The organism is Pseudomonas sp. AC112 (genome assembly GCF_979253545.1).
This window is the reverse complement of record NZ_CEEDCM010000001.1, coordinates 1,326,996-1,351,555: the sequence shown is the minus strand read 5'-3', so window position 1 is coordinate 1,351,555 and position 24,560 is coordinate 1,326,996. Positions and strand designations below refer to the sequence as shown.

Here is a 24,560-nt window from a genome sequence, read left to right as displayed (position 1 = left end):
AGAGCCTTAAATGACCGACTATAAAGCCACGCTAAACCTTCCGGACACCGCCTTCCCAATGAAGGCCGGCCTGCCACAGCGCGAACCGCAGATCCTGCAGCGCTGGGACAGTATTGGCCTGTACGGAAAGTTGCGCGAAATTGGCAAGGATCGTCCGAAATTCGTCCTGCACGACGGCCCTCCTTATGCCAACGGCACGATTCACATCGGTCATGCGCTGAACAAGATTCTCAAGGACATGATCCTGCGCTCGAAGACCCTGTCGGGCTTTGACGCGCCGTATGTCCCGGGTTGGGACTGCCACGGCCTGCCGATCGAACACAAAGTCGAAGTGACCTACGGCAAGAACCTGGGCGCGGATAAAACCCGCGAACTGTGCCGTGCCTACGCCACCGAGCAAATCGAAGGGCAGAAGTCCGAATTCATCCGCCTGGGCGTGCTCGGCGAGTGGGACAACCCGTACAAGACCATGAACTTCAAGAACGAGGCCGGTGAAATCCGTGCCTTGGCCGAGATCGTCAAAGGCGGTTTCGTGTTCAAGGGCCTCAAGCCGGTGAACTGGTGCTTCGACTGCGGTTCGGCCCTGGCCGAAGCGGAAGTCGAGTACGAAGAAAAGAAGTCCTCGACCATCGACGTGGCCTTCCCGATCGCCGACGACGCCAAGCTGGCCGAGGCCTTTGGTCTGGCAAGCCTGGGCAAGCCGGCGGCCATCGTGATCTGGACCACCACCCCGTGGACCATCCCGGCCAACCAGGCGCTGAACGTGCACCCGGAATTCACCTACGCCCTGGTGGACGTCGGTGATCGCCTGCTGGTGCTGGCCGAGGAAATGGTCGAGGCCTGCCTGGCCCGCTACGAACTGCAAGGTTCGGTGATCGCGACCACCACCGGCTCCGCGCTGGAACTGATCAATTTCCGTCACCCGTTCTATGACCGCCTGTCGCCGGTGTACCTGGCTGACTATGTCGAGTTGGGTTCGGGCACCGGCATTGTTCACTGCTCGCCGGCCTATGGCGTGGACGACTTTGTCATCTGCAAGAAGTACGGCCTGGTCAACGACGACATCATCAACCCGGTGCAAAGCAACGGCGTCTACGTGCCGTCGCTCGAATTCTTTGGCGGCCAGTTCATCTTCAAGGCCGACCAGCCGATCATCGACAAGCTGCGTGAAGTCGGTGCGCTGATGCAAACCGCCACCATCCAGCACAGCTACATGCACTGCTGGCGCCACAAGACCCCGCTGATCTACCGCGCCACCGCGCAGTGGTTCATCGGCATGGACAAAGAGCCAACCAGCGGCGACACCCTGCGTGTACGCTCGCTCAAAGCGATCGAAGACACCCAGTTCGTCCCGGCCTGGGGCCAGGCGCGCCTGCACTCGATGATCGCCAACCGTCCGGACTGGTGCATCTCCCGCCAGCGTAACTGGGGCGTGCCGATCCCGTTCTTCCTGAACAAGGAAAGCGGCGAGCTGCACCCACGCACCGTCGAACTGATGGAAGTCGTGGCCCAGCGCGTTGAACAGGAAGGCATCGAAGCCTGGTTCAAGCTGGACGCCGCCGAACTGCTGGGCGACGAAGCGCCGCAGTACGACAAGATCAGCGACACCCTCGACGTGTGGTTCGACTCCGGCACCACTCACTGGCACGTGCTGCGCGGCTCGCACCCGATGGGTCACGAATCCGGTCCGCGTGCCGACCTGTACCTGGAAGGCTCGGACCAACACCGTGGCTGGTTCCACTCGTCGTTGCTGACCGGTTGCGCCATCGACAACCACGCGCCGTACCGCGAGCTGCTGACCCACGGCTTCACCGTCGACGAGACGGGCCGCAAGATGTCGAAGTCGCTGAAGAACGTGATCGAGCCGAAAAAGATCAACGACACCCTGGGCGCCGACATCATGCGTCTGTGGGTTGCGTCGACCGACTATTCGGGCGAAATCGCCGTGTCGGACCAGATCCTGGCCCGCAGCGCCGATGCCTACCGCCGCATCCGTAATACCGCGCGCTTCCTGCTGTCGAACCTGACCGGTTTCAACCCGGCCACCGACATCCTGGCGGCTGAGGACATGCTCGCCCTCGACCGTTGGGCCGTGGACCGTACCCTGTTGCTGCAACGCGAGTTGCAGGAAAACTACGGCGAGTATCGCTTCTGGAACGTGTACTCGAAGATCCACAACTTCTGCGTGCAGGAGCTGGGTGGTTTCTATCTCGACATCATCAAGGACCGCCAGTACACCACCGGCGCCAACAGCAAGGCGCGCCGCTCGGCGCAGACCGCGCTGTTCCACATCTCCGAAGCGCTGGTGCGCTGGATCGCACCGATCCTGGCCTTCACCGCCGACGAACTGTGGGAATACCTGCCGGGCGAGCGCAACGAGTCCGTGATGCTCAACACCTGGTACGAAGGCCTGACCGAACTGCCGGCCGACTTCGAACTGGGCCGCGAGTACTGGGAAGGTGTGATGGCCGTTAAGGTTGCGGTGAACAAGGAGCTGGAAGTGCAGCGTGCGGCCAAGGCCGTCGGTGGCAACCTGCAAGCCGAAGTCACCCTGTTTGCCGAGGAAGGCCTGACCGCCGACCTGGCCAAGCTGAGCAACGAACTGCGCTTCGTGCTGATCACCTCTACCGCGAGCCTGGCACCGTTTGCCCAGGCCCCGGCGGACGCAGTCGCCACTGAAGTGCCGGGCCTCAAGCTCAAAGTGGTCAAGTCGGCCTTCCCTAAGTGCGCCCGTTGCTGGCACTGCCGTGAAGATGTTGGCGTGAACCCTGAGCATCCGGAGATCTGTGGTCGTTGCGTCGACAACATCTCGGGTGCTGGTGAGGTTCGCCACTATGCCTAATGCAGCCAGTCGCTTTGGACGTCTGGGCTGGCTCGTATTGAGCGTGCTGGTCCTGGTCATCGACCAGGTCAGCAAGGCTCACTTCGAAGGCTCCCTGGAGATGTTCCAGCAGATCGTGGTGATCCCGGATTACTTCAGCTGGACCCTTGCCTACAACACCGGCGCTGCTTTCAGCTTCCTGGCGGATGGCGGCGGCTGGCAGCGCTGGCTGTTCGCGCTGATCGCCGTGGTGGTCAGCGCGGTGCTGGTGGTGTGGCTCAAGCGCCTCGGTCGCGATGACACCTGGCTGGCGATCGCTTTGGCCCTCGTACTGGGCGGCGCGCTGGGCAACCTGTACGACCGCATTGCCCTGGGCCATGTGATCGACTTCATTCTGGTGCATTGGCAGAACCGCTGGTACTTCCCGGCGTTCAACTTTGCCGACAGCGCCATCACCGTCGGTGCAATCATGCTGGCGTTGGACATGTTTAAAAGTAAGAAAACCGGAGAGACCGTCAATGACTGATCAGGTATTGGCTGAGCAACGCATCGGCCAGAACACGGAAGTCACTTTGCATTTCGCATTGCGCCTGGAGAATGGCGACACGGTCGACAGCACGTTCGACAAGGCACCGGCCACCTTCAAGGTCGGTGATGGCAACCTGCTGCCGGGTTTCGAGGCGGCCCTGTTCGGCTTCAAGGCTGGCGACAAGCGTACCCTGCAGATCCTGCCGGAAAACGCCTTTGGCCAACCCAACCCGCAAAACGTGCAGATCATCCCGCGTTCGCAGTTCCAGGACATGGACTTGTCGGAAGGCTTGTTGGTGATCTTCAACGATGCGGCGAATACAGAACTGCCCGGTGTGGTAAAAACCTTCGATGACGCGCAAGTGACCATCGACTTCAACCACCCGTTGGCCGGTAAAACCTTGACCTTTGATGTTGAAATCATCGACGTTAAAGCGATCTAACAGATGAAACCGGCGCCTGCGAGCGCTGGCCTGTGTAGGAGCCGGCTTGCCGGCGATGCAGACGCCTCGGTGTATCGTCGACACCGCGGTGATGTTATCGCCGGCAAGCCGGCTCCTACAGGACTCGGCGCTCGCAAGGGCCCGAGTTGATCCATTTTCTTGCCGAGCAAGACACGAGGCACAGCATGCAAATCAAACTCGCCAACCCCCGTGGCTTCTGCGCCGGTGTGGACCGGGCGATCGAAATCGTCAACCGCGCCTTGGAGGTCTTCGGGCCGCCGATCTACGTGCGCCATGAAGTCGTCCACAACAAGTTCGTGGTCGAAGACCTGCGCGCACGCGGTGCCATCTTTGTCGAAGAGCTGGACCAGGTGCCGGACGACGTCATCGTCATCTTCAGTGCCCACGGTGTCTCCCAGGCAGTGCGCACCGAAGCGGCAGGCCGTGGCCTGAAAGTGTTCGATGCTACCTGCCCGCTGGTTACCAAGGTACACATCGAAGTCGCGCGCTATAGCCGTGACGGTCGCGAGTGCATCCTCATCGGCCATGCCGGTCACCCTGAAGTCGAAGGTACCATGGGGCAGTACGACGCCAGCAATGGTGGGGCGATCTATCTGGTGGAGGACGAAAAAGACGTCGCCAACCTGCAGGTGCAGAACCCCGAGCGCCTGGCATTCGTGACCCAGACCACCTTGTCCATGGACGACACCAGCCGCGTGATCGACGCGCTGCGCAGCCGCTTCCCGGCCATTGGTGGGCCGCGCAAGGACGACATCTGCTACGCCACCCAGAATCGGCAGGACGCGGTCAAGCAATTGGCCGATGAATGCGATGTGGTGCTGGTTGTCGGCAGCCCCAACAGCTCAAACTCCAACCGCCTGCGTGAGCTCGCTGAGCGCATGGCCACACCGGCATACCTGATCGACGGTGCCGAAGACATGCAGCGCAGTTGGTTCGATGGCGTCGAGCGCATTGGCATCACGGCAGGTGCTTCGGCCCCGGAAGTGCTGGTACGTGGGGTTATCCAGCAACTGCACGCCTGGGGCGCTACCGGTGCCGATGAGCTGGCAGGTCGCGAGGAAAACATCACGTTTTCCATGCCCAAGGAGCTGCGGGTTCGCTCGTTGCTCTGAGTGCCGGGTTGCCGGAGCCACTCCGGCACAACGCCTGCTCGGCACTGTCGCTGCGCAGGCTGATGCGCCCGCTGGGCGCCAGCACGATCTGATGCAGGCTCTGCGCCTGATCCCTGGCACACACATGCACGGTGCCGGCACGGAAACCTCCCCCTGAAAATATCGGCTCGCCCAGCCCACTGAAGCGCACCTGGCTCTTGAGCGGCCCATTGCCCACGATCAAGCCATGGCCACTGTCCTGGTGAGTCAGCAATACGGGGTTGTCGTCGTCCAGGTGGCCGCGTCCGCTGGCATCCACGATGACGCGCCAGCCCAGGCTCCAATCATCGTTCAATGCGTGAATGACCACCGCTCGATTGCGTGCAATGGCTTCGGTGCGTGCGTAGCGCAGGCCTGCCGCCAATGTTTGCGCCGCGCTGTGGCGTTGCTGTGAGTCCAGCAGGCTCTTGAAGCTCGGCACTGCCAGGGTCGCCAGAATGCTGCTCAGGGTCAGTCCGAGCAGCAATTCGATCAGGGTAAAACCGTGTTGGTGCATGTGCCTTTCCTCCGTGGATAGGGATGTCATCCTAGGTATAGCGTCCAGGCTGAGGCGCTGGATGATGGCCTTTATGTCCAAAGTATTTCCCTTTGTTCCCGGCGCAGCGTGGGTGAAAAACCGGCGCTAGTCTTGAGCCGCACAGCAGGTTCTACCTGCTCATTTTCGGACCTCGACACGGATGGCGACGGTAATGCTTGCCTGCACGAATACCTGTATTTCTCCTGTTTTATCCCCACGCCAGACCGGAATGACGCTGATCGAAGTGCTCGTCGCCGTGCTGATCCTTGCCATTGGCCTGCTGGGTGCGGCAGTGATCCAGCTCAACGCGCTCAAGTACACCGACAGCTCAAGGATGACCAGCCAGGCCAGCTTCATTGCCTACGACATGCTCGACCGGATCCGCGCCAATTCTGGCGCCGACTACGCCTGGGGTCGGGGTGAGCGTGCCCCTGCCAGTGGCGCTACTGGCAGCGTGCGCGATCTGGACCTGCATGATTTCGAGGCCAATATCCTCGGCTTTGCCGGGGAGAGCGCCAAAGGCTCGGTGTCGATCAGCGGAAGTGAGGTAACGGTCAGTATCAGCTGGGATGACAGCCGGGGGACCAACACACCAGGTGCCCGGGAAACCTTCACCCTGACCAGCCGTATCAGCGATGAGCTGGGGGTGGCGCAATGAGGCGTCGTGCTCGCGGTTTCAGTCTGGTGGAGTTACTGCTGGCGTTGGCCATGGGCTTGGTGCTGGTGCTTGGGGGCAGCCAGGTGGTGATTGATTCCAGAGCTACCCACGCCAGCCAGCAGGCGGCCATGTCGCTGCAGGATGATGCGCGGTTCGTGCTGGGTAAAATCATTCAGGACATCCGCCAGGCGGGCATGTTTGGTTGTTTGGCCACAGGCTTTATCGAGAATGCGCCACCGGCTTTTGATCGGCCCGTCAGTTGGAGTGGTGGGGCGGGCGCCAAGTCGCTGACGTTGGTGACTGCAGATGCCGGCAATGAAAGCGGCAAGCCTGATTGGACCGTATTGTCCGATTGCACGGGTAGCGCCCAGGCTTACATTGGAAACTCCCCTGCGCCTGCTCCGGGCGAGATCCGTTTTGCATTGCGCCAAGTAACCTACACCTTCGAAGCGGGCCAGCTTAAAGTCAGCACCCCCGCAGCACCCGCCAAGGCCGTGCTGGTGGATAACGTGCAGGCGTTCGAGCTTGGCTTTGGCCTGGCCGCCAAGCCCGCATCACTGCAGGTCGTGCGTTACGACGCCGCGCCAGCCGACGCCGCCCTGATACGCAGCGTGCGCATCCAGATGACGCTGCAAGACCCTTCTGGCCGGGTAAAAGCTCAAACCTACAGCGTCGTGGCGGCGTTGCGAAACCAGCTGGGGTAGGGCGGCCATGGTGTTTACCGAGAGTAATCGTCTGCGGCAGGCAGGCATGGTGCTGCTGATCAGCCTGGTGTTCCTGTTGCTGGTGTCGCTGGTCGGCTTGTCCTCGATGCAAGGTGCACTCATCCAGCAAAAGATCGCCGGCAGCGTCTGGCAGCGCAATCAATCGCTGCAACGTGCTGAAAGTGGCTTGAGGCTCGGGGAGTCGGCGGTACAGCGGTCATTTGCGACGCTGCCGTTGTGTCAGTCGATCGCCCGATGTGCGCCGCCGCAGGCTGCATTTTCGGTGTTCGGCCCCGGCGCGGACCCTGTTTCAGGCGTTAGCTGGGTGGCGCTGAAAGGCGGTGTATACGGCCTTCAATCCCTTGGGTCGGCGGTCGGGGTTGCGCATTTACCGCCGCACATGCCGGCTTCGGTGTATCGAGTGACGGCTGTTGGCCTCAGTGGCCAATTGCGCACGGTGCTGGAGAGCGTCTATGCGCGAGTGGAGGAGGAGGGCGGCTCGCGTTTTCGGCGAGTGGCGTGGCGGCAACTTCAATAAGGAGCACTGCAATGGGCATGGACAGCCAGGGGTTTACCTTGATCGAGTTACTGATCGCGGTTGCGATCATCACGGTGTTGGCGGGGATTGCTTACCCCGGATACACCGGCCATATGAAAAAAGTGTATCGCGCTGAAATCGTGGCGCTGTTGACCGGGCAGGCTCAACATCTGGAGCGCTTTTATACGAGGAACGGTACTTTTATTGATGCAAGCGGCGTCAGTGCGGGCAATGATCGCTATAGAATCAGCGCTGCGTTGAACCCTCAGGATTTCCAGTTGGTGGCGACGCCTGCTATCGGCTCGATGATGGCTGGTGACCCTTGCGGTGATTTCGTCCTGACCAACACCGGCACGCGCAGCAACCCCGGTGCAATGCCAGAAATGTCGCGCAGGCTGTGCTGGGGGCAATGATGAGGGTGCTGGACGACTGGGCGCCGGGCGCGCTTGTTCCTATTTATCGGCTGGATCAAATGATGGCAGAGCAACAGCAGGTAGTGATTGTCGGTGGCGGTGTCATCGGCTTGTTGACGGCGTTCAACCTGGCGACCCAAGGGCAAGCGGTGGTGCTATTGGAGCGCGCGGGTTTGGGGCAGGAGTCGTCCTGGGCGGGCGGCGGCATTGTCTCGCCCCTGTATCCGTGGCGCTACAGCCCGGCAGTCACCGCACTCGCCCATTGGTCCCAGGATTTTTATCCACAGTTGGCGGAGCGTCTGTTTGCTGCGACGGGCGTCGATCCGGAGGTTCACACCACAGGCCTGTACTGGCTGGACCTGGAGGATGAGGCCGAAGCCCTGGCGTGGGCTGCACGTGAGGGCCGCCCATTGAGCAAAGTCGACGTGTCGGCCGCCCATGACGCCGTTCCGGTGCTGGGCGGCGGGTACTCCCAGGCGATCTACATGGCCAACGTCGCCAATGTGCGCAACCCACGCTTGGTCAAATCCCTCAAGGCCGCACTGCTGGCGCTGCCCGGCGTAACCCTTCATGAGCATTGCGAAGTGACCGGGTTTGTTCTGGAGGCTGGCAATGTCGTGGGCGTGGACACTGCTGATGGCCCGATTTTTGGCGATCAGGTTGTATTGGCGGCGGGCGCCTGGAGTGGTGAGTTGCTCGGCACATTAGGCCTGTCATTGCCGGTGGAGCCGGTCAAGGGCCAGATGATTTTGTACAAGTGCGCCTCGGACTTCCTATCGAGCATGGTGCTGGCCAAGGGGCGCTATGCGATCCCGCGGCGTGACGGGCATATCCTGATCGGCAGTACCCTGGAGCACGAAGGTTTCGACAAGACCCCGACCCAGAACGCACTGGAAAGCCTCAAGGCATCAGCGGTGGAGTTGATTCCCGCCCTGGCGGACGCTGAAGTGGTGGGGCACTGGGCCGGACTGCGCCCCGGGTCTCCGGAAGGTATTCCGTATATCGGCCAAGTGCCAGGCTTCAAGGGCTTGTGGCTCAACTGCGGGCATTACCGCAATGGCCTGGTGCTTGCGCCGGCCTCCTGCCAGTTGTTTGCCGATTTGCTGCTGGCACGTGCGCCGATCATCGACCCGGCGCCGTATGCACCCGAAGGTCGGATCAACGCTGGATAGACTTCGGCCCCTGCTCCAGATGGGCCTGGGTGCAATACCACTCTTGGCGCAAGCTTAAGGCGCGATCCTGCGGCAAGTGCACGCCGCAGTGGGCGCAGCGCACCATCAGGGCCGCGCCAGGCTCGCTGGCGCGTTGCTGTTTGGCGGCCGGGCTTTTGAATTTGCGCCAGAACCATACTGCGGCGGCAATGACGGCAATCCAGAACAATAGACGAAGCATGATGGGCAGTTTCTCGACAGGGAATGCGCCAGTTTAGCCAAGGACGTGCCAGGCGCACAGCGCAATGATACCGCCCACAAAAAAGGAGCCTCGAAAGGCTCCTTTTTGATGACGCCGGTGTAATCAGTCGAACACACCAAAGGTCATGTAGCTGAACCACGAGCGATCCTGATTGTTGCCCAAGGCCTGCGGTTCTTCCTCTTCGATCACGTCGCCGTTCTCGTCGTGGGGCTTGAGGTCCGAAGGAATGGCATCCTTGGCGTCCTGGTACTGCTTGATCACGTCCTGGTTGGCGCGGGTTTCGCCCGGCGGCAGCGGTGGACGGGACTCGATCAGGCCCAGGGTGTACTTGCTCAGCCACGAACGGTTGTCGGCTTCGTCAACCTGAGGCACGAACTGGCCGTCTTTCAGGCTTGGGTGGTCCGGGTAGTTGAGCTTGAGGGTTTCCAGGCTGGTGCTGGCCAGCTCGTCCAGGTGCAGGCGCTGGTAAGCCTCGGTCATCACCGCCAGGCCGTCACCCACGGATGGGGTTTCCTGGAAGTTCTCAACCACATAACGGCCACGGTTGGCGGAAGCTACGTAAGCCTGACGGGTCAGGTAGTAGTGGGCTACGTGGATCTCGTAGGACGCCAGCAGGTTGCGCAGGTAGATCATGCGCTGCTTGGCGTCCGGCGCGTAGCGGCTGTTGGGGTAGCGGCTGGTCAGCTGGGCGAACTCGTTGTAGGAGTCGCGGGCGGCACCCGGGTCACGCTTGGTCATGTCCAGCGGCAGGAAGCGCGCCAGCAGGCCGACGTCCTGGTCGAACGAGGTCAGGCCCTTCATGTAGTAGGCGTAGTCCACGTTCGGGTGCTGCGGGTGCAAGCGGATGAAACGCTCGGCGGCGGACTTGGCAGCTTCCGGCTCGGCGTTCTTGTAGTTGGCGTAGATCAGCTCGAGCTGGGCCTGGTCGGCGTAGCGCCCGAACGGATAGCGCGACTCCAGTGCCTTCAGCTTCGCTGTGGCGCTGGTGTAGCTATTATTGTCCAAGTCTTTCTGAGCCAGTTGATACAACTCGACTTCGCTCAGGTTTTCGTCGACGACTTCCTTTGTTGACGAGCAAGCAGCAGTCATGGCGAGGATGGCGATCAGCAGCAGGTGTTTCACTTGCATGGCGGCTTGCGTCCCTATGACGGCCGCTGTCTTGGGCGGGGCCGTCCTGTTATGATGAGCGCCCCGTTGAAAGCCTCGGGGCAAAAGACGCCGTATTTAACCACAAGCGCGCAGCCGAAACCAAAGGCTGTGCCACGCCTAGTCTGAGCATGTCCGATAAAATTGAACTTCGCGCAGAGGTGCCGTCCGAATTGGGCGGCCAACGCCTCGATCAAGTCGCCGCACAATTATTCGCTGAGCACTCGCGCTCGCGCCTTTCCGCCTGGATCAAAGACGGCCGCCTGACTGTGGATGGAGCGGTTATCCGCCCGCGAGACATAGTCCATGGTGGTGCGATTCTTGAGCTGACTGCCGAGCAGGAAGCCCAGGGAGAATGGGTTGCCCAGGACATCGAGCTGGATATCGTCTATGAAGACGACGACATCCTGGTCATCAACAAACCCGCAGGCCTGGTGGTTCACCCGGCAGCCGGGCACGCTGATGGCACCTTGCTCAACGCCCTGTTGCACCACGTGCCGGACATCATCAATGTCCCGCGCTGCGGCATCGTGCACCGTCTGGACAAGGACACCACCGGCTTGATGGTGGTGGCCAAGACCATTCAGGCGCAGACGCAGTTGGTCACACAATTGCAAAGCCGCAGCGTCAGCCGGATCTACGAATGCATCGTGATCGGTGTAGTCGTGGCCGGTGGCAAGATCAACGCGCCGATCGGTCGTCACGGCCAGCAGCGCCAGCGTATGGCGGTGATGGAAGGCGGCAAGCAGGCCGTGAGCCACTACCGTGTGCTCGAGCGTTTCCGCTCCCACACCCACGTGCGGGTCAAGCTGGAAACCGGGCGTACCCACCAGATTCGCGTGCACATGGCGCACATCAACTTCCCGTTGGTCGGAGATCCGGCCTACGGCGGTCGCTTCCGTATTCCACCGGCGGCCAGTGCAACCATGGTTGATTCGCTGAAAAACTTCCCGCGCCAGGCACTGCATGCACGTTTCCTGGAACTGGATCATCCGACGAGCGGTAAGCGGATGAGCTGGGAATCGCCTCTGCCGGACGACCTGGTCTGGTTGTTGTCGCTGCTCAAGCAGGATCGCGAGGCGTTTGTCGGGTGAATGACTGGCTGATTCCTGACTGGCCCGCGCCGGCCCAGGTGAAGGCCTGCGTCACAACCCGCGCGGGCGGCGTCAGCCTGGCGCCGTTCGATAGCCTCAATTTGGGCGATCATGTCGAAGACAGCCTGGAGGCCGTGCTTGAAAATCGCCGCCGCCTCACCACGGCCTTCGATATCCAGCCAGCCTGGCTGCGCCAGGTCCATGGCGTGAGCGTGGTCGAGGCCGACCCTGGCCGCACTGCCGAAGCCGATGGCAGCTGGACCAGCACCCCAGGCATCGCCTGCACATCCATGACTGCCGATTGCCTGCCCGCTTTGTTCTGCAACCGTGCAGGCACCCGCGTGGCGGCGGCCCATGCAGGTTGGCGTGGCCTGGCGGCGGGCGTGTTGGAGGCGACTCTAGGAAGCCTCGACGCCGAGCCTGGCGACGTGTTGGTGTGGCTCGGCCCGGCGATTGGCCCGCAAGCCTTTGAAGTCGGCCCGGAAGTGCGTGAAGTCTTCATGCAGCATCTGCCGACAACCGCCGAAGCCTTTGTACCGAGTCGCAATGCGGGCAAGTTCATGGCTGACATCTATAAGCTCGCGCGCCTGCGCCTGGCTGCGTGCGGTGTGAGTGCCGTGTATGGCGGCGGTTTCTGCACGGTGACCGACCCGCGCTTCTTTTCCTACCGGCGCAGCCCCCGCACCGGACGTTTTGCCTCCCTTATCTGGCTCGAACGCTAGACTCTCCTGACCTGGGTCAACACTGACTCACATCAAGCATCTGTCGCTTGAATCTTCCAGAATCCACCCCATCTATAGGGGTATCTGGCAGGTTTCTTCATTCAGGATGTGTTTACTAGCTCCGGCCTGCTCAAAAGGAAGGTGACTAATGCGTATTGATCGTTTAACCAGCAAATTACAGTTGGCACTGTCTGACTCTCAATCCTTGGCGGTGGGCCTCGACCACCCGGCCATCGAGCCTGCGCACTTGATGCAGGCGCTCCTGGAACAGCAAGGTGGTTCAATCAAGCCCTTGCTGATGCAGGTGGGCTTCGACGTCAACAGCCTGCGCAAGGAGTTGAGCAAAGAGCTCGACCAATTGCCGAAAATCCAAAACCCAACCGGCGACGTGAACATGTCGCAGGACTTGGCGCGCCTGCTTAACCAGGCAGATCGCCTGGCCCAGCAGAAGGGTGACCAGTTCATCTCCAGCGAACTGGTGCTGCTCGCCGCCATGGACGAGAACAGCAAGCTCGGCAAGTTGTTACTGGGCCAGGGCGTGAGCAAGAAAGCCCTGGAAAATGCCATCAACAACCTGCGTGGCGGCGACGCGGTGAACGACCCCAACCATGAGGAGTCGCGCCAGGCCCTGGATAAATACACCGTCGACCTGACCAAGCGTGCCGAAGAGGGCAAGCTTGACCCGGTGATCGGCCGTGACGATGAAATCCGCCGCACCATCCAGGTTTTGCAACGTCGCACCAAGAACAACCCGGTACTGATCGGCGAACCTGGTGTGGGTAAAACCGCGATCGCCGAAGGCCTGGCCCAGCGCATCATCAATGGTGAAGTGCCGGATGGCCTTAAAGGCAAGCGTCTGCTGTCCCTGGACATGGGGTCGTTGATCGCCGGTGCCAAGTTCCGCGGCGAGTTCGAAGAGCGCCTTAAATCCCTGCTCAATGAACTGTCGAAACAGGAAGGGCAGATCATTCTGTTTATCGACGAATTGCACACCATGGTCGGCGCCGGTAAAGGCGAAGGCTCGATGGACGCCGGTAACATGCTCAAGCCTGCCTTGGCGCGGGGTGAGTTGCACTGCGTCGGTGCTACTACGCTCAACGAATACCGCCAGTACATTGAAAAGGACGCGGCCCTTGAGCGTCGCTTCCAGAAAGTGCTGGTGGAAGAGCCGAGCGAAGAAGACACCATCGCGATCCTGCGTGGCTTGAAAGAGCGTTATGAGGTCCACCACAAGGTGGCGATCACCGATGGCGCGATCATTGCGGCGGCCAAATTGAGCCATCGCTATATCACTGACCGTCAGTTGCCAGACAAGGCCATCGACTTGATCGACGAAGCGGCCAGCCGTATCCGCATGGAAATCGACTCCAAGCCGGAAGTGCTCGACCGTCTGGATCGGCGCCTGATTCAACTGAAAGTTGAGTCCCAGGCCCTGAAGAAGGAAGAAGACGACGCGGCGAAGAAACGCCTGGAAAAACTCCAGGAAGAAATCGTCCGCCTGGAACGTGAGTATTCGGACCTGGAAGAAATCTGGACCTCGGAAAAAGCCGAAGTGCAGGGCTCGGCCCAGATCCAGCAAAAGATCGAGCAGTCGCGCCAGGAACTCGAAGCTGCCCGCCGTAAAGGCGACCTGAACCGCATGGCTGAGTTGCAGTACGGGGTGATTCCGGACCTGGAACGCAGCCTGCAGATGGTCGACCAGCACGGCAAGCCTGAGAACCAGTTGCTGCGCAGCAAGGTGACGGAGGAAGAAATTGCCGAAGTCGTCTCCAAATGGACCGGCATTCCTGTGTCGAAAATGCTTGAAGGCGAGCGCGACAAGCTGCTGAAGATGGAACACCTGCTGCATCAGCGTGTGATCGGTCAGGAAGAGGCCGTGGTGGCCGTTTCCAACGCGGTACGGCGTTCGCGGGCCGGGTTGTCCGATCCTAACCGTCCGAGCGGCTCCTTCATGTTCCTCGGCCCGACCGGTGTGGGTAAGACCGAGCTGTGCAAGGCTTTGGCCGAGTTCCTCTTTGATACTGAAGAGGCCATGGTGCGGATTGATATGTCCGAATTCATGGAGAAACATTCGGTGGCTCGCTTGATCGGTGCGCCACCAGGCTATGTGGGCTACGAGGAAGGCGGTTACCTGACCGAAGCCGTGCGGCGTAAGCCTTACTCGGTGATCCTGCTGGATGAGGTCGAGAAGGCGCACCCGGATGTGTTCAACATCCTGTTGCAAGTGCTGGAGGACGGCCGCCTGACCGACAGCCATGGGCGTACCGTGGATTTCCGCAATACGGTGATCGTGATGACCTCCAACCTGGGCTCGGCGCAGATCCAGGAGCTGGTGGGGGATCGTGAAGCCCAGCGTGCGGCGGTGATGGATGCACTGACCTCGCATTTCCGCCCGGAATTCATCAACCGGGTCGACGAAGTGGTGATCTTCGAGCCGTTGGCGCGGGATCAGATCGCGGGCATTACCGAGATCCAGTTGGGTCGCCTGCGTGGCCGCCTGGCAGAGCGTGAGCTGTCGCTGGAGCTGAGCCGTGAGGCGTTGGACAAGCTGATCGCTGTGGGCTACGACCCGGTGTATGGCGCACGGCCGTTGAAACGTGCGATCCAGCGCTGGATCGAGAACCCGCTGGCCCAGTTGATCCTGTCGGGCAGCTTCATGCCTGGCACCAGCGTGACAGCGACGGTGGAAAACGACGAAATCGTCTTCCACTGAGCCCTGGCAGCATGGTGACAAGAGAAGGCCCCGCATTGCGGGGCCTTTTTTTTCGATAGGGCGTTGAACTGTAAGGCAAAGGCTTGTAAAGTGCGCCCCGCAGCAACGTCAGCCCACGGGTTTCTTCTCCCCAAGAAGAAATCAGAAACAAGCGCAAATCATTGTCTTAAAAGCAATTTAAAGGGTTGACAGGGGTTTTTAAGATTGTAGAATAGCGCGCCTCAGAGACATGAACGTAGCGATACGGACAAGTCGAAGAGAAGGTAGTAAGCAGCAACGTAGTACTTTGAAATATGTAGTTCCGTGATAGCTCAGTCGGTAGAGCAAATGACTGTTAATCATTGGGTCCCAGGTTCGAGTCCTGGTCACGGAGCCAATTTCAAACCGGGGTATAGCGCAGTCCGGTAGCGCGCCTGCTTTGGGAGCAGGATGTCGGGAGTTCGAATCCCCCTACCCCGACCATATTTGGGTCGTTAGCTCAGTTGGTAGAGCAGTTGGCTTTTAACCAATTGGTCGTAGGTTCGAATCCCACACGACCCACCATTTTTGAGACCAGTTAACGCTGGAATCGAATCTTAAGATCAGAGGCCAAAAGCGCTGATCGAAGAAGGCGACTGAAAGGTCGCCTTTTTTTTACCGGGGTATAGCGCAGTCCGGTAGCGCGCCTGCTTTGGGAGCAGGATGTCAGGAGTTCGAATCCCCTTACCCCGACCATATTAAAAATCCCCGTATCGAAAGATACGGGGATTTTTTTTGTGCACGCAAATCTGACTCACCGCAAAACGAATGTGGGAGCGAGCAAGCCCACTCCCACATTGACCAAGTCCCATCCGGGACCGTGTTGTCAGTGCAGTTTGAGACGTGGCTCGGTGCCGCGCCCGATCTTGCTCCCCAGCATCAGCATCGCGGTGCGGAAGAACCCATACAGCGCCATCTGGTGCATGCGGTACAGCGACACGTAGAACATCCGCGCCAGCCAACCTTCCAGCATCACGCTGCCGGTGAGGTTGCCCATCAAGTTACCCACCGCCGAGAACCGTGACAGCGAGATCAACGAGCCGTAGTCGGTGTACTTGTAGGTCGGCAGGTCCTTGCCCTCGATGCGCAGCTTCAGCGACTTGGCCAGCAACGATGCCTGCTGGTGAGCCGCCTGGGCGCGTGGCGGCACGTTGCGATCAGTGCCCGGTTGCGGACAGGCGGCACAGTCGCCAAACGCGAAGATGTTTTCGTCGCGGGTGGTTTGCAGCGTCGGCAATACCTGCAGTTGATTGATGCGGTTGGTCTCCAGGCCATCGATATCCTTGAGGAACCCTGGCGCGCGAATGCCGGCCGCCCACACCTTGAGGCTGGCGGGGATGACCTGGCCGCTGCTGGTGATCAGCGCATCGGCAGTCACTTCGCTGACCGCCGAATTGGTCAGTACCGTCACGCCGAGCTTTTCCAGGGTTTTATGCACCGGCACGCCGATACGCTCGGGGAGGGCAGGCAATACCCGTGGGCCGGCTTCGATCAGGGTGATGTGCATGTTTTCCGGCTTGATGCGGTCTAGGCCATAAGCGGCCAACTCGTGGGCGGCGTTATGCAGTTCGGCGGCCAGTTCGACCCCAGTGGCACCCGCGCCGACGATGGCAACGCTGATTTTTTCCACCACATCGGTCTGCCCGGCATGGGCGCGCAAGTAGTGATTGAGCAACTGCTGGTGAAAGCGCTCCGCCTGCTTGCGGGTGTCGAGGAACAGACAGTGTTGTGCGGCGCCCTCGGTACCGAAGTCATTGGTGGTGCTGCCGACCGCAATCACCAGGCTGTCATAGCCCAGCACACGCGCCGGCACCAGTTCACGACCTTCTTCGTCGAGGGTGGCGGCCAGCTGGATCTTCTTCTGTTCACGGTCGAGCCCGCTCATGCGCCCCAGTTGGAACTCGAAGTGGTTCCATTTGGCCTGGGCGACATAATTGAGTTCATCTTCCGAGGAGTTCAGCGAGCCGGCTGCGACTTCGTGCAGCAAGGGCTTCCAGATATGGGTCAGGTTGGCGTCCACCAGCGTGATGCTGGCGGTGCCGCGCTTGCCCAGAGTCTTACCCAGGCGGGTAGCCAACTCCAGGCCGCCGGCGCCGCCGCCGACGATAATAATACGATGGGTCATGGGGATATCTCGCAAGGCTAAAAGAAATCGGAGCAGTTACCCCCGCGAGCGCCAGGCAGCTCATAGCGTCAGGTAACTCAAAAGTCGGCTCAGCAAGCCCAGGCCGATCACCACAACAAGCACCACACCCAGGAGCAGCCACGGCCGGAAAGGCTTGCGCTCGACTCGGTTTTGGGAGAGTTGCAGGTACTCTTCGACATGCTGTTGGTCATCGGGGTTCAGGCGGCTAGTCATAAAGGCCTCGTCAGGTAGACGTTGCAAAAGGGCGCCACGTTACAGTCCGGGGGCTCAGAGGCTGATGCCCACATCGAACACTATGCTGCGGCCCAGGTTGTTGCGCAAGAAATCCGGTGCATCCGGGTGGGCGAACAACACCCGTGCAAAGGTCGGCCCCACCAGTGACAGTGAGCGCCAGCCCTGGCGCAGGTATTCGGTCGGCGGCGGGAAATGGCTGTTGAGGTCAAGCACCTCACGCTTGAGGCTGGTGAAGGCGACGATATCCAGCTCCCCCAGGTCCATCCCACGTTCTTTGTAGTTATGCGCCTTCTTGCGCAGCGTGGGCGCCAGGCGCAGTAAAAACTCATGGGCCGGGATGCGTCGCGGCTTGGCTTCGCGCCGCACCAGTTGGCTCAGGGAGAAGGCGCTGCGTCGGCGCAGCAACTCGTCGCGCCATTCGTCATTCAGGCGACGGCCCTCGTCCAGCACAAAAAACACCTCGAAACTGGCATCGCGAAACAGCACGTCCGGTGGCTCTTGCCCGGCGGCGTGGAATTCTTCGGCACGGTAAGGCACGTTCAAGCCTTGCAGCAGGCGCTGGCAGACCCAACGCTCACGCTCCCATTTGCGGGCATTGGACAGGAACGCGTTGGCTTGTTCGGCCGCTACGGTGAGTAGGCGCAAGTAATCTGAGTCATCCATAGCTAGCAGCTTAGCGCCCAAATGATGACCGCAGGAAGTACCCCTGTGAAACGTCGGTGTAGACTGATCATCCGAGCAATATTCGACCCTGGGGAGTGCTGCCGTGATCAGTGCCGCCATGTTGGCGCCAACAACAATGGGCATCGGCTGGCTGCTGTATGCGCCCGTGGTGGTGTGGGCGATCCTGCGTTCACCTTGGCTCGAACTGTTTGCCGACCGGCGGCGTCAGCATCTGCTATTCGGCACCGTGTTCGCGTTATTCATGCTGTGGCTGGTACGGCGTGATTTCGATACCGGCGTGTCCTACCACTTCATCGGCATGACTGCCGTGACCCTGTTGCTGGATTGGCCCCTCGCAATTGTCGGCGGCTTTGTCGCCCAGTTGGGTTTGATGGCGCTGGGGCGCCAGGACCTCGCAGCCCTGGGGGTCAACGGCCTGTTGCTGATTGGGTTGCCGGTGCTGGTCACCGAAACCTGCGCGTTGCTGGTCGAGCGCGCACAACCGCGCAATCCCTTTGTGTATATCTTCTGTTCCGGTTTCTTTGCTGCCGCGCTGTCGGCGCTGCTGTGCCTGCTATTTGGGTTGGGGCTGCTGTGGTTCGACGGCCGTTTCGCCATGCCGGAATGGCTGGAGGATTTTGTCGGCTACTTGTGGCTGATCATCTTTCCCGAAGCCTTTATCAACGGCATGGTCATCAGCGCCCTGGTGGTGTTTTGCCCGGAATGGCTGGAGACGTTCAACCGCACGCGCTACTTGTCGGCACCCTGGAAGGACGACGATTCACAGCGTTGATCCAGATCAAATCCTGGCCGGCCGAGCAGGCCCATGCTCTGCCAAATTTTTCCAGGCAAGGCGGGGAGCACGGATCATGAGTGTGTACGAGTGGGCACGGCAGGAATTGCGCAAAAGCCAGGACGCGGCACAGGAGATCGGTTTTGACCCGGGCCTGACCCTGCGTGCGATGCTCAGTGCGGTGGTGCAACAGAGCAAGGGTGTGCGCAGTTTTGAGGACCTGGCCGACGAGCTGCAATACCTTGCAGAAAACCTCGACGACCAGCAGGAGTACGCCTTTATGCGGCCTTAGTGGCGCGGCGGCAGGTCTTCGGAAAACAGCTCGTCTTCGGCATCCGGGGCCACGGGGATCTTGTGTTCCTCAGCGGCCCAGGCGCCCAGGTCGATGAGCTTGCAGCGGTCCGAGCAGAACGGCCGGTTGAGGTTGGTCGCTTTCCATTCCACGGGTGCACCGCAGGTTGGGCAGTCGACGGTCAAGGGTTGGCTCATGATCGGCCTCCACGCAAAGTAAGGTAAAAGTGGTGCAGTCGCTCGACCTCGCTGTGCAGCCAGGCAAGGTCCTGGTCATTGACCAGCACGTCATCGGCATGGTTCAGGCGGTCTTCGCGGCTGGACTGGGCCTTGAGGATCGCCTGCACCTGTTGCTCGTTGATGCCGTCGCGCTGCAGGGTACGCTGAATCTGCAGCGATTGCGGCACGTCGATCACCAGGATGCGCTGGGTCATGCTGTACTGGCCGGACTCGATCAGCAGCGGCGACACCAATATCGCGTAGGGCGACTTCGCGCGCGCCAGGTGGCTGCGAATCTCCTCGCCAATCAACGGGTGCAGCAAGGCTTCGAGCCAGCGGCGCTCTTCGGGAACTTCAAAGATCAGCTTGCGCAAGGCGCCGCGGTCCAACTGGCCGTCCGGCTGCAGCACGCCGGCACCGAAGTGCTCGGCGATACGCGCCAGCGCCGGCCGTCCAGGCTCGACCACCCAGCGGGCGGCGTGATCGGCGTCCACCAGGTCGATGCCCAGGTCGATAAAGTGCTGGGCCGCGGCGCTTTTACCGCTGCCGATGCCGCCAGTGAGGCCGAGAATCCAGGGTGTTGCAACAGAAGTGGTCATCTGAAACCGACAGACTGCAAATAGAAGTCGGTTATTTGACCACCCCAGAGCAATGCAATCCAGCCGGCAATCGCCAGATACGGACCAAACGGCATTGGTGCCGACGCTTGGGACTTGCGCAGGCGCATCAGGATCAAGCCCACGAACACCCCCACCAGCGACGACATCAACAGGGTCATTGGCAGGATTTGCCAGCCACCCCAGGCGCCGAGCATGGCCAGTAGCTTGAAGTCGCCATGGCCCATGCCGTCCTTGCCAGTGACCAGCTTGAACAGCCAGAACACGCTCCACAGGCTCATGTACCCAATGACCGCGCCCCACAGGGCATCCGGCAGTGTTGTCAGCAGGCCGAAACCGTTGACGATCAGCCCCAGCCACAGTAGCGGCATCACCAGTACATCCGGCAACAGTTGGTGGTCGGCATCGATCAGGCTCATCGCCAACAACCCCCAGCTCAACACCAGCACTGCGCCTGCCTGCCAGCCATAGCCGAAATGCCAGGCCACCCAGGCCGAGATCAGCGCGCACGCCAGTTCCGTGAGCGGATAACGGGCGCTGATCGCACCCTGGCAATGGGCGCAGCGGCCTCGCAGAAACAGGTAGCTGAGCAGTGGGATATTTTCCCTAGGGCGGATCGGATGGTTGCACTGTGGGCAGCAGGAATTAGGCTGCATCAGGGTGTAGGTCGGGCTGGCAGGCTCAGCGGGCAAGCCGAGCACCTCGTGGGCCTGGGCGCGCCATTCCCGCTCAAGCATCTTTGGCAGGCGCCACACCAGCACGTTGAGAAAACTGCCGACGATCAGCCCCAGCACCGACGCCAGTGCAACAAAAGCCCAGGGGTGTACAGCCAATAGCTGGCTCAAAATGCGCTCCCCATCTGGAAGACCGGCAGGTACATGGCGATCACCAATGCGCCGACAATGCCGCCCAGCACTACCATGATCAGGGGCTCCATGAGGTGGGTGAGGTTATCGACCAGGTTGTCCACATCGGCCTCGTAATGGTTGGCGACCTTTTCTAGCATGCGATCCAGCGTGCCCGACTCTTCGCCGATGGCTGTCATCTGGATCGCCATGCCGGGGAACAGGCCGCTGGCGAGCATGGATTGATTCAATGGCATGCCAGTCGCTACATCGCGTCGCATATGTTCGATTGCCTGTCTGAATGGCCCGGAACCGGCGGCACCGGCCACCGAATCCAGCGCCTGCAGTAACGGAACGCCGGCGGCAAACGTGGTGGACAGTGTGCGGGCAAAGCGGGCCACGGCGGATTTGTTCAGCAGTTTGCCTGCCAGGGGCGCTTTCAACAAACAGCGGTCCAACCAAAGACTGAATTCAGGGAGCGTCCGATAGGCATGGCGCAGCCCCATGCTTCCCGCAAGAACGCCCAGCGCCAGCACCCACCACGCTTTCTGCACGAACTCGGAAAGGGCGATGACCTGCAAGGTGAAGCCGGGCAGCGAGCCGTCCACCCCCGCAAACAGATTCTGGAACTGCGGCACGACGTGGATCAACAGCACCCCAGTGACCAGGCTGGCGACCACCAGCACGGTGATCGGATAGGTCATGGCTTTTTTGATCCTGGCCTTTAGCTGCTCGCTCTTTTCCCGGTGGATCGCCACTCGCTCCAGCAGGGTTTCAAGTGCTCCGGCCTGTTCGCCGGCGGCTACCAGGTTGCAGTACAGCGCGTCGAAATAACGAGGCTGTTTGCGCAGCGCCTCGGCAAGGTTGGTGCCGGCGGCGATCGACTGTTTCAACCCTTGCACAAGCTCACGCACGGCGCGGTTGTCGAAGCCCTCGCCGATGATGTCAAAGGCCTGCAATAGAGGAATACCTGCCTTCAGCAGGGTGGCCAGTTGGCGAGTGAGCAGGGTGATGTCCGTCGATTTGATCGAGGTTGCCAGGCTCGGCAGCACTGGGGATTTTTTGCGCACCTGGCCCGGGCTGATGCCCTGTTTTCGCAATTGGGCCTTCACCAGGGCAGGGTTGTGCCCGGTGGTTTGCCCGGACACCCTGCGTCCTTTGCGGTTGATGCCTTCCCAGTCGTAGAGCGTTGAAGCGTTGTCCATGTCCACGGTTCCGCACAGAGGTCGTCGAAGCTTTATAGCGTAGTCAGGTGACGGATTCGGACAGGCCGGCAGTGGCGGATAAAATGTCAGAATGTGCGTCTTGTGCGCGATTGACCGCCTGCGGATGAGTACACTGGCGCCGCTGCACAACACGGGGCGCAGGACGCGCCTTGTCATGAGTTCTATCCTGGAGAGTGAATGTGATACGTCAAAAAGGTTTTACCCTGATCGAGCTGTTGATCGTCGTGGCAATCATCGGCATTTTGGCCACCATCGGCCTGCCCATGTACACCACCCACCAGGCCAAGGCCAAGTTCACCGCCGGCCTGGCGGAGATCACCGCGTTGAAGGCCGGGTACGAAGACACCCTCAACCAGGGCACTGTACCGACCCTGGCATTGATCGGCGGCACCAGCCCAACGGCCAACTGCAAGATCGATGTGGCAGGGGATGTTGCGACGGGCGCGGGCGCCATCAGTTGCGAAATACTCGACGCGCCGGCGCCGGTGCTGGGCAAGACCATCAGCCTGACGCGCAATGCCACCACCGGTTGGAAATGCACCACCACCGCTGACGCAAAATATATCGCTAAAGGCTGCGGCGCCGACGGGGCCTGACGGCTAAACCATCCACAGGGAAGATGAGGTGGCCGATGTCTTTATCCGAACCGCAGCGCGGCAATGTATTTCTGGTAGCAGTGGTGTGCCTGCTGGTCGTCGGTATTTGTGCACCGTTCAGCGGGCATGATTTGCAGCGGGGCATGCAGATTGCCGTCGGGGTTTGTGCGGTGCTGTATGGGTTATCGGTCCCGCGCATGGAACGGCTGCTGGACCGGCCCACGGTGGTGGGCCTGGTGTTGATTGTCGGGTTGGGCCTGGTGTCATCGGTGTTGGCCCACCAGCCGCTCTGGGCGTTTGCCGAAGTCGCGTTGTTTGTCAGTGGCGGGGCAGTTGCCGTGGCGTTTGCCTTGTTGCGTCGCCGGGGCGGTGAGCCATTGGATCGCTACTTGATCATGCTGGTGGTGCTGCTGTGCCTGATCAAGTCGATTCAATACGTTTATGCAGGCACGCTGGCGTTTATCAGCGCCGAACACACCCTGGACCCGGACCTGTTGCTGTCTGGCTTTTCCAACAAACGATTCTATGGTCAATTCCAGACGTTCACGCTGCCGCTGCTAGCACTTCCCTTACTGATCCCGACGCTTTCTCGCTCGCTCAGGGCCGCTGTGTTTGCATTGCTGTGTGTGTGGTGGCTGATCGCGATTGGTGGCGGCACGCGTGGCACCTGGCTAGGCATGGGCGCGGCGGCGCTGGTATTGGCGTTGCTGGGGCCTTGGGGCCGGCGTTGGCTGGGTTGGCAACTGGCCGCAGTGATCGTCGGTCTGTTGCTGTATTGGCTGGTGTTTACGGCGCTGGCGGATTACCTGGGGATCCAGGTCCTCAATGGCGCCAGTGATCGCCTCACCACCTCCCTGTCGGGGCGCGGTCCGATCTGGGGGCAGGCGTGGCACATGCTCGTCGAGCGGCCATGGCTGGGATTCGGGCCGATGCATTTTGCCGATATCGCCAATAGAACTGCCGCGCATCCCCACCAGTCCATCCTGCAATGGGCGAGTGAATGGGGTGTGCCCTCTGCATTGTGCGTTGCAGTGCTGGCGTGGCGGGGCGGTTGGGCCACGTTCGGCCTATTGCGGGAGCGTACGCTGTGCTCTGAACCCGCAGACTTGCTGCGAATGTGCCTGTTTGCAGCCCTCGTCGGTGCGTTGGTGCAGTCCATGGTCGACGGTGTGATTGTGATGCCCAACTCTCAAGTGTGGCTGGCGCTGGTGGTGGGTTGGTTGATGGCGCTGCACCTGTGGAAAACCCCGGAGACGGCTGAGCTGCCATTGGCATGGGGCGCGTGGAAAACGCTGAGTGTACTGGCCGTTGGTCTGCTGGTTTTTATCGCCGTGCGCGATGTACCGCATATCCAGCAAGCCCAGCAGCAGTACCTGGACAGCCATGCCAACTTGCTGCAACCGCGCTTCTGGGCCCAGGGTGTGATTGCCCGGTGACGGCAGCAAGTTGCCGGACTCCCGATGCGGTGCTAGCTTTAGCCCACCGCCCGTGTAGCTCAGCCGGTAGAGCAGCGCACTCGTAACGCGAAGGTCGCAGGTTCGATTCCTGTCTCGGGCACAAAGGCAACAATGGCGTCACCGTTTTCAAAGGCACTGTTTTCAGTTGATCCCAGAATGGTTCTGAAGGCCAGACGAGCCGGCATGTGAGCCTGCTCTTTTGTATCTGCGCAACCTTGATGACCCAGATGCATCCCCATTCCTCGATCTAAGAGAACAACATGACCACGACTGAAATGACCCAGGAAGTTCGGCATCAAGCAGCCCTCGAGAAATACCTCGCGGAGTCGCCGCAGCTCAAAGAAGAGATCAAGGACCTGAGCGCCGATGATCAGCGCGACCAGATCCAGTGGGCATTCGAGGACGAGGCCGAGAGCCAGGGCTATCAGCCCTGGGAGCTGACCCTCAAGTACACCTCGACACCGGAAGAATTCGAAGCAGCACGACTGGCCTTGCACAAAGAGGCAGCCGAGGTGCTGGGTGTCGAATGGGAAGAGTATTGCGAGATGAACAACCTGGTCGTTTAAACACTCA

Annotated in this window: 27 protein-coding genes and 5 tRNA genes; 22 read left to right on the top strand and 10 right to left on the bottom strand. The window is 60.7% G+C overall.

Annotated elements, in window-relative coordinates:
* Positions 1 to 10 precede the first annotated feature (10 nt).
* From ileS to ispH, 4 genes are all read left to right on the top strand, one after another.
* Positions 11 to 2,842, top strand: coding sequence for an isoleucine--tRNA ligase (ileS, locus tag AC0IYN_RS06415; RefSeq protein ID WP_457239312.1), 2,832 nt, complete (start codon positions 11 to 13; stop codon positions 2,840 to 2,842).
* Entirely contained in the window at positions 2,835 to 3,347 is a 513-nt protein-coding gene (gene lspA / locus AC0IYN_RS06410; RefSeq protein ID WP_406599102.1) for a signal peptidase II, read from the top strand. Before ileS ends, lspA begins: the two co-directional genes overlap by 8 nt.
* Before the next feature lie 7 nt (positions 3,348 to 3,354).
* Entirely contained in the window at positions 3,355 to 3,792 is a 438-nt protein-coding gene (gene fkpB / locus AC0IYN_RS06405; RefSeq protein WP_173390393.1) for an FKBP-type peptidyl-prolyl cis-trans isomerase, read from the top strand.
* Positions 3,793 to 3,977: 185 nt separating this feature from the next.
* Positions 3,978 to 4,925 carry a 4-hydroxy-3-methylbut-2-enyl diphosphate reductase gene (gene ispH / locus AC0IYN_RS06400; protein ID WP_012722142.1) on the top strand — a complete coding sequence of 316 codons (948 nt, stop codon included), beginning with the start codon at positions 3,978 to 3,980 and terminating at the stop codon, positions 4,923 to 4,925.
* Here ispH and AC0IYN_RS06395 read toward each other — a convergent pair.
* A complete protein-coding gene (locus AC0IYN_RS06395) occupies positions 4,879 to 5,460 on the bottom strand; it encodes a GspH/FimT family pseudopilin (protein WP_471840827.1) in 582 nt (193 codons plus the stop codon). The two genes, ispH and AC0IYN_RS06395, sit on opposite strands and share 47 nt — an antisense overlap.
* Positions 5,461 to 5,653: 193 nt before the next feature.
* On the opposite strand from AC0IYN_RS06395, the gene pilV reads away from it, so the two are divergent.
* The 5 genes from pilV (at position 5,654) to thiO (ending at position 8,966) form a co-directional block, all read left to right on the top strand.
* Positions 5,654 to 6,139 carry a type IV pilus modification protein PilV gene (pilV, locus tag AC0IYN_RS06390; RefSeq protein WP_406599100.1) on the top strand — a complete coding sequence of 162 codons (486 nt, stop codon included), beginning with the start codon at positions 5,654 to 5,656 and terminating at the stop codon, positions 6,137 to 6,139.
* Positions 6,136 to 6,843, top strand: a complete 708-nt coding sequence (locus AC0IYN_RS06385) for a PilW family protein (protein ID WP_471840826.1) — start codon at positions 6,136 to 6,138, stop codon at positions 6,841 to 6,843. The genes pilV and AC0IYN_RS06385 overlap by 4 nt, the downstream gene beginning before the upstream one ends.
* A 7-nt stretch (positions 6,844 to 6,850) precedes the next feature.
* Positions 6,851 to 7,381 carry a PilX N-terminal domain-containing pilus assembly protein gene (locus tag AC0IYN_RS06380; protein WP_471840824.1) on the top strand — a complete coding sequence of 177 codons (531 nt, stop codon included), beginning with the start codon at positions 6,851 to 6,853 and terminating at the stop codon, positions 7,379 to 7,381.
* Between the two features lie 11 nt (positions 7,382 to 7,392).
* Positions 7,393 to 7,794 carry a type IV pilin protein gene (locus AC0IYN_RS06375; RefSeq protein WP_457239310.1) on the top strand — a complete coding sequence of 134 codons (402 nt, stop codon included), beginning with the start codon at positions 7,393 to 7,395 and terminating at the stop codon, positions 7,792 to 7,794.
* A 62-nt stretch (positions 7,795 to 7,856) separates the two neighbouring features.
* A complete protein-coding gene (gene thiO / locus AC0IYN_RS06370) occupies positions 7,857 to 8,966 on the top strand; it encodes a glycine oxidase ThiO (RefSeq protein WP_458376372.1) in 1,110 nt (369 codons plus the stop codon).
* Here the strand turns inward: thiO and AC0IYN_RS06365 are convergent.
* Both AC0IYN_RS06365 and AC0IYN_RS06360 read right to left on the bottom strand, forming a co-directional pair.
* The gene (locus AC0IYN_RS06365) at positions 8,953 to 9,186 is read right to left on the bottom strand and encodes a PP0621 family protein (protein ID WP_003171665.1); all 234 of its coding nucleotides are present in this window, start codon (positions 9,184 to 9,186) and stop codon (positions 8,953 to 8,955) included. The genes thiO and AC0IYN_RS06365 overlap by 14 nt on opposite strands.
* A 123-nt stretch (positions 9,187 to 9,309) precedes the next feature.
* On the bottom strand, positions 9,310 to 10,335 hold the full coding sequence (locus tag AC0IYN_RS06360) for an outer membrane protein assembly factor BamD (RefSeq protein WP_471840821.1): 1,026 nt from the start codon (positions 10,333 to 10,335) through the stop codon (positions 9,310 to 9,312).
* A 149-nt stretch (positions 10,336 to 10,484) separates the two neighbouring features.
* Here AC0IYN_RS06360 and rluD point away from each other — a divergent pair, with 149 nt between their 5' ends.
* The 7 genes from rluD to AC0IYN_RS06325 all read left to right on the top strand — a co-directional run bounded on the left by rluD (position 10,485) and on the right by AC0IYN_RS06325 (position 15,596).
* Positions 10,485 to 11,447, top strand: a complete 963-nt coding sequence (gene rluD / locus AC0IYN_RS06355) for a 23S rRNA pseudouridine(1911/1915/1917) synthase RluD (RefSeq protein WP_034102080.1) — start codon at positions 10,485 to 10,487, stop codon at positions 11,445 to 11,447.
* Positions 11,444 to 12,169, top strand: coding sequence for a peptidoglycan editing factor PgeF (gene pgeF / locus AC0IYN_RS06350; protein WP_457239308.1), 726 nt, complete (start codon positions 11,444 to 11,446; stop codon positions 12,167 to 12,169). The genes rluD and pgeF overlap by 4 nt, the downstream gene beginning before the upstream one ends.
* A 148-nt stretch (positions 12,170 to 12,317) precedes the next feature.
* Entirely contained in the window at positions 12,318 to 14,882 is a 2,565-nt protein-coding gene (clpB, locus tag AC0IYN_RS06345; RefSeq protein ID WP_406599093.1) for an ATP-dependent chaperone ClpB, read from the top strand.
* Positions 14,883 to 15,182: 300 nt separating this feature from the next.
* A tRNA-Asn gene (locus tag AC0IYN_RS06340) sits at positions 15,183 to 15,258 on the top strand.
* Positions 15,259 to 15,267: 9 nt separating this feature from the next.
* Positions 15,268 to 15,344 (top strand) — tRNA-Pro (locus AC0IYN_RS06335).
* Positions 15,345 to 15,349: 5 nt separating this feature from the next.
* Positions 15,350 to 15,425: transfer RNA gene (locus AC0IYN_RS06330), tRNA-Lys, on the top strand.
* Between the two features lie 94 nt (positions 15,426 to 15,519).
* A tRNA-Pro gene (locus tag AC0IYN_RS06325) sits at positions 15,520 to 15,596 on the top strand.
* 130 nt (positions 15,597 to 15,726) lie between these two features.
* On the opposite strand, the gene AC0IYN_RS06320 is transcribed toward AC0IYN_RS06325, so the two are convergent.
* Genes AC0IYN_RS06320 through AC0IYN_RS06310 form a run of 3 tightly spaced genes read right to left on the bottom strand, consistent with a single transcriptional unit; the run spans position 15,727 to position 17,943 of the window.
* Positions 15,727 to 17,025: an NAD(P)/FAD-dependent oxidoreductase gene (locus AC0IYN_RS06320; protein WP_078046821.1), complete on the bottom strand. Its 1,299-nt coding sequence runs from the start codon at positions 17,023 to 17,025 to the stop codon at positions 15,727 to 15,729.
* 60 nt (positions 17,026 to 17,085) lie between these two features.
* Positions 17,086 to 17,259, bottom strand: a complete 174-nt coding sequence (locus tag AC0IYN_RS06315; RefSeq protein ID WP_016976295.1) for a DUF3094 family protein — start codon at positions 17,257 to 17,259, stop codon at positions 17,086 to 17,088.
* A gap of 54 nt (positions 17,260 to 17,313) precedes the next feature.
* Positions 17,314 to 17,943 (bottom strand): DUF1780 domain-containing protein, encoded by a 630-nt coding sequence (locus AC0IYN_RS06310; protein WP_010213242.1) that lies wholly within the window; start codon positions 17,941 to 17,943, stop codon positions 17,314 to 17,316.
* 103 nt (positions 17,944 to 18,046) lie between these two features.
* Between AC0IYN_RS06310 and AC0IYN_RS06305 the strand changes: the two genes are divergently transcribed.
* Complete coding sequence (locus AC0IYN_RS06305) at positions 18,047 to 18,736, top strand: energy-coupling factor ABC transporter permease (protein ID WP_406599092.1); 690 nt, start codon at positions 18,047 to 18,049, stop codon at positions 18,734 to 18,736.
* Between the two features lie 76 nt (positions 18,737 to 18,812).
* On the top strand, positions 18,813 to 19,028 hold the full coding sequence (locus tag AC0IYN_RS06300; protein ID WP_471840818.1) for a hypothetical protein: 216 nt from the start codon (positions 18,813 to 18,815) through the stop codon (positions 19,026 to 19,028).
* On the opposite strand, the gene yacG is transcribed toward AC0IYN_RS06300, so the two are convergent.
* From yacG to AC0IYN_RS06280, 4 genes are read right to left on the bottom strand one after another with little or no spacing between them, the layout of a single operon-like run.
* Complete coding sequence (gene yacG / locus AC0IYN_RS06295) at positions 19,025 to 19,225, bottom strand: DNA gyrase inhibitor YacG (protein ID WP_003188437.1); 201 nt, start codon at positions 19,223 to 19,225, stop codon at positions 19,025 to 19,027. The genes AC0IYN_RS06300 and yacG overlap by 4 nt on opposite strands.
* Entirely contained in the window at positions 19,222 to 19,845 is a 624-nt protein-coding gene (gene coaE, locus AC0IYN_RS06290) for a dephospho-CoA kinase (protein ID WP_078046824.1), read from the bottom strand. Before coaE ends, yacG begins: the two co-directional genes overlap by 4 nt.
* Positions 19,842 to 20,708: a prepilin peptidase gene (locus AC0IYN_RS06285; RefSeq protein ID WP_471840816.1), complete on the bottom strand. Its 867-nt coding sequence runs from the start codon at positions 20,706 to 20,708 to the stop codon at positions 19,842 to 19,844. Before AC0IYN_RS06285 ends, coaE begins: the two co-directional genes overlap by 4 nt.
* Complete coding sequence (locus AC0IYN_RS06280; RefSeq protein ID WP_457239316.1) at positions 20,705 to 21,913, bottom strand: type II secretion system F family protein; 1,209 nt, start codon at positions 21,911 to 21,913, stop codon at positions 20,705 to 20,707. Before AC0IYN_RS06280 ends, AC0IYN_RS06285 begins: the two co-directional genes overlap by 4 nt.
* A 203-nt stretch (positions 21,914 to 22,116) precedes the next feature.
* On the opposite strand from AC0IYN_RS06280, the gene AC0IYN_RS06275 reads away from it, so the two are divergent.
* From AC0IYN_RS06275 to AC0IYN_RS06260, 4 genes are all read left to right on the top strand, one after another.
* Positions 22,117 to 22,530 (top strand): pilin, encoded by a 414-nt coding sequence (locus AC0IYN_RS06275; protein WP_406599106.1) that lies wholly within the window; start codon positions 22,117 to 22,119, stop codon positions 22,528 to 22,530.
* A 35-nt stretch (positions 22,531 to 22,565) separates the two neighbouring features.
* Positions 22,566 to 23,966 carry an O-antigen ligase family protein gene (locus tag AC0IYN_RS06270; RefSeq protein WP_457248587.1) on the top strand — a complete coding sequence of 467 codons (1,401 nt, stop codon included), beginning with the start codon at positions 22,566 to 22,568 and terminating at the stop codon, positions 23,964 to 23,966.
* A 48-nt stretch (positions 23,967 to 24,014) separates the two neighbouring features.
* Positions 24,015 to 24,087, top strand: a tRNA-Thr gene (locus AC0IYN_RS06265).
* A gap of 160 nt (positions 24,088 to 24,247) precedes the next feature.
* Complete coding sequence (locus tag AC0IYN_RS06260) at positions 24,248 to 24,553, top strand: DUF6388 family protein (protein ID WP_406599089.1); 306 nt, start codon at positions 24,248 to 24,250, stop codon at positions 24,551 to 24,553.
* The last annotated feature ends 7 nt before the right edge of the window (positions 24,554 to 24,560 follow it).

Excerpts from the sequence above, each read along its gene's own strand:
- thiO (WP_458376372.1), top strand. The coding sequence starts at position 7,857 with ATGGCAGAGCAACAGCAGGTAGTGATTGTCGGTGGCGGTGTCATCGGC.
- AC0IYN_RS06360 (WP_471840821.1), bottom strand. The coding sequence starts at position 10,335 with ATGCAAGTGAAACACCTGCTGCTGATCGCCATCCTCGCCATGACTGCT.
- AC0IYN_RS06260 (WP_406599089.1), top strand. The coding sequence starts at position 24,248 with ATGACCACGACTGAAATGACCCAGGAAGTTCGGCATCAAGCAGCCCTC.
- AC0IYN_RS06365 (WP_003171665.1), bottom strand. The coding sequence starts at position 9,186 with ATGCTTCGTCTATTGTTCTGGATTGCCGTCATTGCCGCCGCAGTATGG.
- AC0IYN_RS06310 (WP_010213242.1), bottom strand. The coding sequence starts at position 17,943 with ATGGATGACTCAGATTACTTGCGCCTACTCACCGTAGCGGCCGAACAA.
- AC0IYN_RS06380 (WP_471840824.1), top strand. The coding sequence starts at position 6,851 with ATGGTGTTTACCGAGAGTAATCGTCTGCGGCAGGCAGGCATGGTGCTG.
- AC0IYN_RS06315 (WP_016976295.1), bottom strand. The coding sequence starts at position 17,259 with ATGACTAGCCGCCTGAACCCCGATGACCAACAGCATGTCGAAGAGTAC.
- AC0IYN_RS06300 (WP_471840818.1), top strand. The coding sequence starts at position 18,813 with ATGAGTGTGTACGAGTGGGCACGGCAGGAATTGCGCAAAAGCCAGGAC.
- clpB (WP_406599093.1), top strand. The coding sequence starts at position 12,318 with ATGCGTATTGATCGTTTAACCAGCAAATTACAGTTGGCACTGTCTGAC.
- coaE (WP_078046824.1), bottom strand. The coding sequence starts at position 19,845 with ATGACCACTTCTGTTGCAACACCCTGGATTCTCGGCCTCACTGGCGGC.
- AC0IYN_RS06280 (WP_457239316.1), bottom strand. The coding sequence starts at position 21,913 with ATGGACAACGCTTCAACGCTCTACGACTGGGAAGGCATCAACCGCAAA.
- AC0IYN_RS06395 (WP_471840827.1), bottom strand. The coding sequence starts at position 5,460 with ATGCACCAACACGGTTTTACCCTGATCGAATTGCTGCTCGGACTGACC.
- AC0IYN_RS06375 (WP_457239310.1), top strand. The coding sequence starts at position 7,393 with ATGGGCATGGACAGCCAGGGGTTTACCTTGATCGAGTTACTGATCGCG.
- lspA (WP_406599102.1), top strand. The coding sequence starts at position 2,835 with ATGCCTAATGCAGCCAGTCGCTTTGGACGTCTGGGCTGGCTCGTATTG.
- yacG (WP_003188437.1), bottom strand. The coding sequence starts at position 19,225 with ATGAGCCAACCCTTGACCGTCGACTGCCCAACCTGCGGTGCACCCGTG.
- AC0IYN_RS06385 (WP_471840826.1), top strand. The coding sequence starts at position 6,136 with ATGAGGCGTCGTGCTCGCGGTTTCAGTCTGGTGGAGTTACTGCTGGCG.
- rluD (WP_034102080.1), top strand. The coding sequence starts at position 10,485 with ATGTCCGATAAAATTGAACTTCGCGCAGAGGTGCCGTCCGAATTGGGC.
- AC0IYN_RS06320 (WP_078046821.1), bottom strand. The coding sequence starts at position 17,025 with ATGACCCATCGTATTATTATCGTCGGCGGCGGCGCCGGCGGCCTGGAG.
- ileS (WP_457239312.1), top strand. The coding sequence starts at position 11 with ATGACCGACTATAAAGCCACGCTAAACCTTCCGGACACCGCCTTCCCA.
- pilV (WP_406599100.1), top strand. The coding sequence starts at position 5,654 with ATGCTTGCCTGCACGAATACCTGTATTTCTCCTGTTTTATCCCCACGC.
- AC0IYN_RS06270 (WP_457248587.1), top strand. The coding sequence starts at position 22,566 with ATGTCTTTATCCGAACCGCAGCGCGGCAATGTATTTCTGGTAGCAGTG.
- ispH (WP_012722142.1), top strand. The coding sequence starts at position 3,978 with ATGCAAATCAAACTCGCCAACCCCCGTGGCTTCTGCGCCGGTGTGGAC.